4 protein-coding genes, 1 tRNA gene and 1 pseudogene are annotated in these 5,957 nt (G+C 67.1%); 2 read left to right on the top strand and 4 right to left on the bottom strand.

What is annotated here, in order from left to right:
- Nucleotides 1–68 precede the first annotated feature (68 nt).
- From QN345_RS14680 to argS, 3 genes and pseudogenes are all read right to left on the bottom strand, one after another.
- Nucleotides 69–1,115 (bottom strand): annotated as a pseudogene (locus QN345_RS14680) (diaminopimelate decarboxylase family protein); the annotation flags it as partial.
- Nucleotides 1,116–1,259: 144 nt separating this feature from the next.
- Nucleotides 1,260–2,057: a DUF2993 domain-containing protein gene (locus QN345_RS14675; RefSeq protein ID WP_322140691.1), complete on the bottom strand. Its 798-nt coding sequence runs from the start codon at nt 2,055–2,057 to the stop codon at nt 1,260–1,262.
- Between the two features lie 2 nt (nt 2,058–2,059).
- Nucleotides 2,060–3,751: an arginine--tRNA ligase gene (argS, locus tag QN345_RS14670; protein ID WP_134564081.1), complete on the bottom strand. Its 1,692-nt coding sequence runs from the start codon at nt 3,749–3,751 to the stop codon at nt 2,060–2,062.
- Nucleotides 3,752–3,805: 54 nt separating this feature from the next.
- On the opposite strand from argS, the gene QN345_RS14665 reads away from it, so the two are divergent.
- Both QN345_RS14665 and QN345_RS14660 read left to right on the top strand, forming a co-directional pair.
- Nucleotides 3,806–4,456 carry a hypothetical protein gene (locus QN345_RS14665; protein ID WP_322136267.1) on the top strand — a complete coding sequence of 217 codons (651 nt, stop codon included), beginning with the start codon at nt 3,806–3,808 and terminating at the stop codon, nt 4,454–4,456.
- A 230-nt stretch (nt 4,457–4,686) separates the two neighbouring features.
- A tRNA-Arg gene (locus QN345_RS14660) sits at nt 4,687–4,758 on the top strand.
- A 25-nt stretch (nt 4,759–4,783) separates the two neighbouring features.
- On the opposite strand, the gene QN345_RS14655 is transcribed toward QN345_RS14660, so the two are convergent.
- Nucleotides 4,784–5,957, bottom strand: a 1,174-nt coding sequence (locus QN345_RS14655) for a site-specific integrase (protein WP_323505122.1), incomplete at its 5' end; no start/stop codon positions are given.

Here is a 5,957-nt window from a genome sequence, read left to right as displayed (position 1 = left end):
CCTCGGGAGACGTGAACAAGCAGGTTCGCTGCATCTACGTCGCCATCGGCCAGAAGGGCTCCACGATCGCCGCCGTCGATGCTCACGTAGAGCCGCGGCGCACCCGACACGTCGACGGCCTTGGTGGTGCCGACCTCGTACAGGGTGATGCCCGCCGGGCCGATGATGGAGCGGCCGGGCTCGAAGGCGACGATGGGCACCGGGATGCCGCGCGCCGCACACTCTGCCGCGACGATGTCGGCCAGACGGGCGGCGAGTTCGTGGATCGGGGTGGGCGTGTCCGCGTCGGTGTACGCGATGCCGAAGCCGCCGCCGAGGTTGAGCTCGGGAACAGGCCCGCCGACGAGGAGCGCGGCGTGCACGGCGAGCAGGCGGGAGGCGGACTCTGCGAACCCGTCGGCTCCGAAGATCTGGGAACCGATGTGGCAGTGCAGGCCGATGAAGCGCAGGGCCGGCTCCGCACGGATCAGGGCGACGAGGCGCGGGCCATCCTCGAGCGTGATGCCGAACTTCTGGTCCTCGTGCGCGGTGGCGAGGAACTCGTGCGTGTGCGCGTGCACGCCGCTGTTGACCCTGAGCCGCACGTTCTGCACGATGCCGTGCCGGGCCGCTGCCGCGGCGACACGGGAGATCTCGACGGTCGAGTCGATCACGATCGTGCCGACGCCGGTGGCACAGGCCTCGTCGATCTCGGCGAGGGACTTGTTGTTGCCGTGGAAGCCGAGGCGGGCGCCGGGCGCGCCGGCCGCGAGGGCGACGGCGAGTTCCCCGCCGCTGCAGACGTCGATGTTGAGTCCCTCGGCGAGCATCCAGCGGGCGACCTCGCTCGACAGGAAGGCCTTGCCGGCGTAGTAGACCTTGACCGTGGTGCCGATGCGGGAGAATTCTGCCTCGAAGGCGGAACGGAGGGCGGATGCGCGGGCGCGGGCATCCGCTTCGTCGATGACGTAGAGCGGGGTGCCGAACCGGGCGGCCAGGTCAGGCGCGGAGACGCCGCCGATGACGAGGTCGCCGGCAGGCGCGCGGTGCATGGTCGCGGGCCAGAGGCCGGCCGAGAGCGCGTTGGCGTCTCCGGGCAGGACGAGCCAGTCGGGGGCGAGCGGGTTGGTGGCCACGGGTGAAAACCTCACGGGAAAGTCGAGTGGGTGTCTCACTGAGTGGCGAGCGAACCCGGATTGGTCCCTGAAGCCAGTGAAGATTCCGCCGGTATGACAGCGAACCTGCACCGATTCTAGCGAGCAAGGGGTGCGCGCGCCGAATCAGCCGGCGGAGCAGGTGCCGAGGGTGGTCAGCGACTGCGCGGTGAGCGTCAGGGTGCTCGACTCCAGCGTAATGCGCGCCCGCCCCGGTGTGACGTCGACGCCGGCGAGGTTGACGCCCTCGGGGAGGTACCCGGCCACGCACACCCGGACCGGCTGCTGGCCGAGCACGAGCGGCAGGATTGCCGTCGCATCGAGGCTGCCCGCCCCGGTGGTGATCGTCGCATTGCTCGGTGTGAAGAGCAGCGAGTCGGCCGCAGCGGTCGGGGTGGCGGTGGCCTGGTAGCCGATGTCCAGGCCGAAGACGCTCACGCTGCCCTCGTACTGCACGGTGCCGTCGCCGAGCACGAGGTTGGCTGCGGGCGCCCCCTTCGGCAGGGCCGCCGCGAGCAGGGTGTTGAGCGCCGCCTGGTCGAGGTCGACCGTTCCGCGCACGTCGCCGACCTGTTTGGCCTGGTCGACGGGCACGTCGGTCGCGACGAGGTGAACGGATGCCGGCACGCCGTTCACCGTGAGGGCGGGAGCGACCAGGGTGACCCGGTCGAAGCTCCCCATCAGGTACTGCGCGATCACGGACAGGCCGCCGATCGAGACGGACACGTCGCCCGTGACCGAATCGGGCAGGTGCGCCGCGATCTCGGCCTTCGCCCGGTTCTCGGCGTAGTTGCGCACGCCGGCATCGGCGACGAAGAAGGCGGCGACGAGGGCGAGCACCACGATCGTCGCGATGATGAAACCACTCAGGCCACGGCGCCTGCGCGTTGCGGCTCCCCTGCCCGTTGCGGCGTCGCGGTCCACGGTCACATCCGCTCGGGAGCAGCCACGCCGAGGAGGCCGAGGCCGTTGCGGATGACCTGGCCGGTCGCGTCGTTGAGCCAGAGGCGCGTGCGGTGCAGTTCCGTGACGGGCTCGTCGCCAAGCGGGATCACCCGGCAGTTGTCGTACCAGCGGTGGTAGTAGCCGGCGACCTCTTCGATGTACCGGGCGATGCGATGCGGCTCGCGCAGTTCGGCGGCGAGGGCGACCATGCGCGGGTATTCCTGGAGCACGCCGAGCAGGGCGGACTCGCTGTCGTGCACGAGCAGCTCAGGGGCGAAGTCGGTGCGTTCGACGCCCGCTGCCGCGGCGTTGCGGGCGACGGAGCAGGTGCGCGCGTGGGCGTACTGCACGTAGAAGACCGGGTTCTCGTTGCTGTGCTTGCCGAGCAGGTCGAGGTCGATGTCGAGCGCGGTGTCGCTCGAGGAGCGCACGAGCGAGTAGCGGCCGGCGTCGACGCCGACGGCGTCGACGAGGTCGTCGAGGGTCACGATCGTGCCGGCGCGCTTGGACATCCGCAACGGTTCGCCGTCCTTGAGCAGGTTGACCATCTGGCCGATCAGAATCTGCAGGTTGACCCCTGGGACGTCACCGAAGGCCTCGACCATGGCCATCATGCGGCCGACGTAGCCGTGGTGGTCTGCACCGAGCATGATCAGGTTCTGGTCGAAGCCGCGCTCGCGCTTGTCGAGGTAGTAGCCGAGGTCGCCGGAGATATAGGCCGGTTCACCGTTCGAGCGGATGATGACCCGGTCACGGTCATCGCCGAAGGTCGTCGTACGGAGCCAGATGGCGCCATCCGCTTCGAAGATGTGGCCGAGGCCGCGCAGGCGCTCGATGGCCCGGTTGACCGCGCCGGACTCGTGCAGCGAGTCCTCGTGGAAGTAGACGTCGAAGTCGACGCCGAAGCCGTGCAGCTTCTCCTTGATCTCGGTGAACATCAGGTCGACGCCGATCGAGCGGAAGGCTTCCTGCTGTTCCTCGCGGGGCAGGTCGGCGATCGGGGTTGTTCCGTCGTACTTCGCGACGACCTGGTCGGCGATGTCGCCGATGTACGCTCCGCCGTAGCCGTCCTCGGGGGTGTGCTCGCCGAGATAGGCGGCCAGGACGCTGCGGGCGAAACGGTCGATCTGCGAACCGTGGTCGTTGAAGTAGTACTCGCGCGTGACATCCGCACCCTCCGCCTGAAGCACCCGGGCGAGGCTGTCGCCCACGGCGGCCCAGCGGACGCCGCCCATGTGGATGGGGCCGGTGGGGTTGGCCGAGACGAACTCGAGGTTGATCTTGATGCCGTCGTAGAGGTGGCCGGTGCCGTATGCCGGGCCGGCTTCGACGATGGTCTTCGCGAGCGCGCCGGCGGATGCCGCTTCGAGGCGGATGTTGATGAAGCCGGGGCCGGCGATTTCGACGGAGGCGACGTCGGGCAGCGCCTCGAGCCCTGCCGCGAGTTCGGTGGCGACCTCGCGCGGCTTGTAGCCGAGCGGCTTGGCGATCTTCATCGCGATGCTCGAGGCCCAGTCGCCGTGGTCGCGGTTGCGCGGGCGTTCGAGGGTGACGTCGCCGGCGTTGGCCAGGACGAGGTCGAGCCCACCGGTGTCGATGCCTTCTGCGCGTCGGCGCTCACCCAACTGCTGGATCAGGGCGAACAGGGATTCGGAAAGCTCGGCGGGGGTCACGGAAACCAAGCTTACCGGCCCGGTTTCGAGGACCTCGCTTGGTAAGGTCAACCCGTGACTCTCTTCGATTCGCCCGCCTCCCCGTCCGCCCGGCGCTTGCGCGCCGGAGTCTTCCTCTGCGTCGGCGCGCTGAGTCTCATTGGCTTGTCCGGCTGCGCAGCGGATGCAGCGCCCTCGGCCTCCGGTTCGGCGAGCGCCCCCGCGACCGGGGGTTCTTCCTCGTCAGCGAGCGCATCGGCCGCCGCGACGGCAACACCGACGCCCACGCCGACCCCGGCAGGGACCGCTGTCGCGATGACGTGCACCGACCTGCTCACCCTGGACGACGTCTACGCGTTCAACCCGAACTACGGCACCGACCCCTCCTACAAGCCGACATCCTCATCGGCCAAGACCGCGGCCTCCTTCCAGGGACTCACGTGCGGCCTGCTCAACCAGTCGAGCGACGGCACAATCGAAATCTCGCTCACCCAGCCCAACGCGCAGCTCATGACGCAGCAGCAGGACAAGGCCGTCGCGTCGTCGAAGATCGTCCCGACCTATGGCACTCCCCCGACCGTCCAGGGCTTCTTCGCCGTGACCAACGGCATCGGCGAGGCTCAGGTCTTCACCGACACGTACTGGCTCACGATCAGCTCATCGAACTTCCTGGAGCCCGGCGACGCCGAGTCCCTCGTCTCCGCGGCCCTCGGCCACCTGAAGTAGCTCGCCCCACCCTGACGAAGAGGGCAAAAATCCCGCGCAACGGCGGAACTCCCGCGCTCGATTCCGCCCGCTGACGGCCGCTGTGCCGAGCGCGGGAGTTGCGCCTCAACGCGGGTGGCATACCACGAGCGCAGCGGCGGAACACCCGCGCCGGATGGCCGCAGCGCTCCCGATTAGGTGCCGGTGCGAACACCGGCCTCCCGGATGCTGGTAACCTAGTGTTTTCCCGGGCCCCCATAGCTCAGGGGATAGAGCACTGCCCTCCGGAGGCAGGGGCGGCAGTTCGAATCTGCCTGGGGGCACACCAATAAAAGTCCAGACCAGCGGCTAATCTGTCTCAGTCCCGAGGTTCTCAAGATCGTCGTGTGACTTCGATTTGACTTCAATTACTTTCACGGCCACCTGATTCAGCGCGACTGCAACACTGTCGAGGTCCGAATCAAAGAGGTCCGCGTAGGTGTCGAGAGTCTCCTTCGCGGAGGCGTGACCCAGCATTCTTTGGAGTGCTTTGACGTTGGCACCGGCCGATACAGCAAGGCTTGCGCATGTATGACGGAGCTCATGCGGAGTCAGGCCCGGGACGCCGATTTCCGCGGCTGCCGCAGTCAGGAAGCCACGGCGGAAGATGCGATTGCGGAGCACACCTCCGCCTCGTTGTCCGACGAAGACGTGGTCGCCTGGCTTCCGGTCCGCGATTGCCTGTTCCAGTCTCAAGAGAATGAATGCGGGAACCGGGATTGATCGCTCCTCATAGTCTTTGGGCGTGGATTCCTCGAGGTAGCCGTTGATCTCGATCATCGTGTGCCGCACCTCGAGCCGGCCGCGCTTTACATCAACATCAGCAACGGTGAGTCCGGCCAGTTCGCCCCAGCGAAGGCCGCAATAGCTCAACACGAGGACCACGAGTCCATATCCAACGCCTCGACCCTCGACGGCTTCCTCGAGGTCATGGACCTGCTCGTGAGTCAAGTACGTCTTGGAAACTTTGGAAACCTTGGGGAGCTTCAGGCGGGCGGCAGGATTCGTAGTGATCCGGCCATCGTCGACGGCCATCTGCAGCGCGCCCCCCAGCGTATTGACGATTTTGCGCACGGACCAAGGCGCTTGGGTTTCAGAGAGCCTTGAGGCCCATTCCTGGACGGTCATCCGTTCCAAGTCGCCGAGGGGAATGCCCCCGAGGTCGGGAGCGATATTGCGCCGGATTATGCCTTGGGCCCTATCGATGGTGGAAGGTCGGAGATCGCTACGCGTCGCGAGCCAGCGATCCATCCACTCGGCCACAGTTACCCGAGAGCGCGTGGGATCTACGTAGGAGCCGCGACTCTTCGACACTTCAACCGAGGCGAGGAACAGCGTTGCTTCCTTCTTCGTTGAGAACCCACGTCTGGTGGTAGAGCTGTGGTCGGGCTTCCGGTACTGAACGCTGTTAACGCCGACCGAAAATAGGGCCAGTATCGCCGATTGAAAACAGGGCCACCGACCATTATGGAAGGTGATCAAT

This window comes from Cryobacterium sp. 10I1 (assembly GCF_035019805.1).
Classification (GTDB): domain Bacteria; phylum Actinomycetota; class Actinomycetes; order Actinomycetales; family Microbacteriaceae; genus Cryobacterium; species Cryobacterium glucosi.
This window is presented reverse-complemented; position numbering and strand designations above follow the sequence as displayed.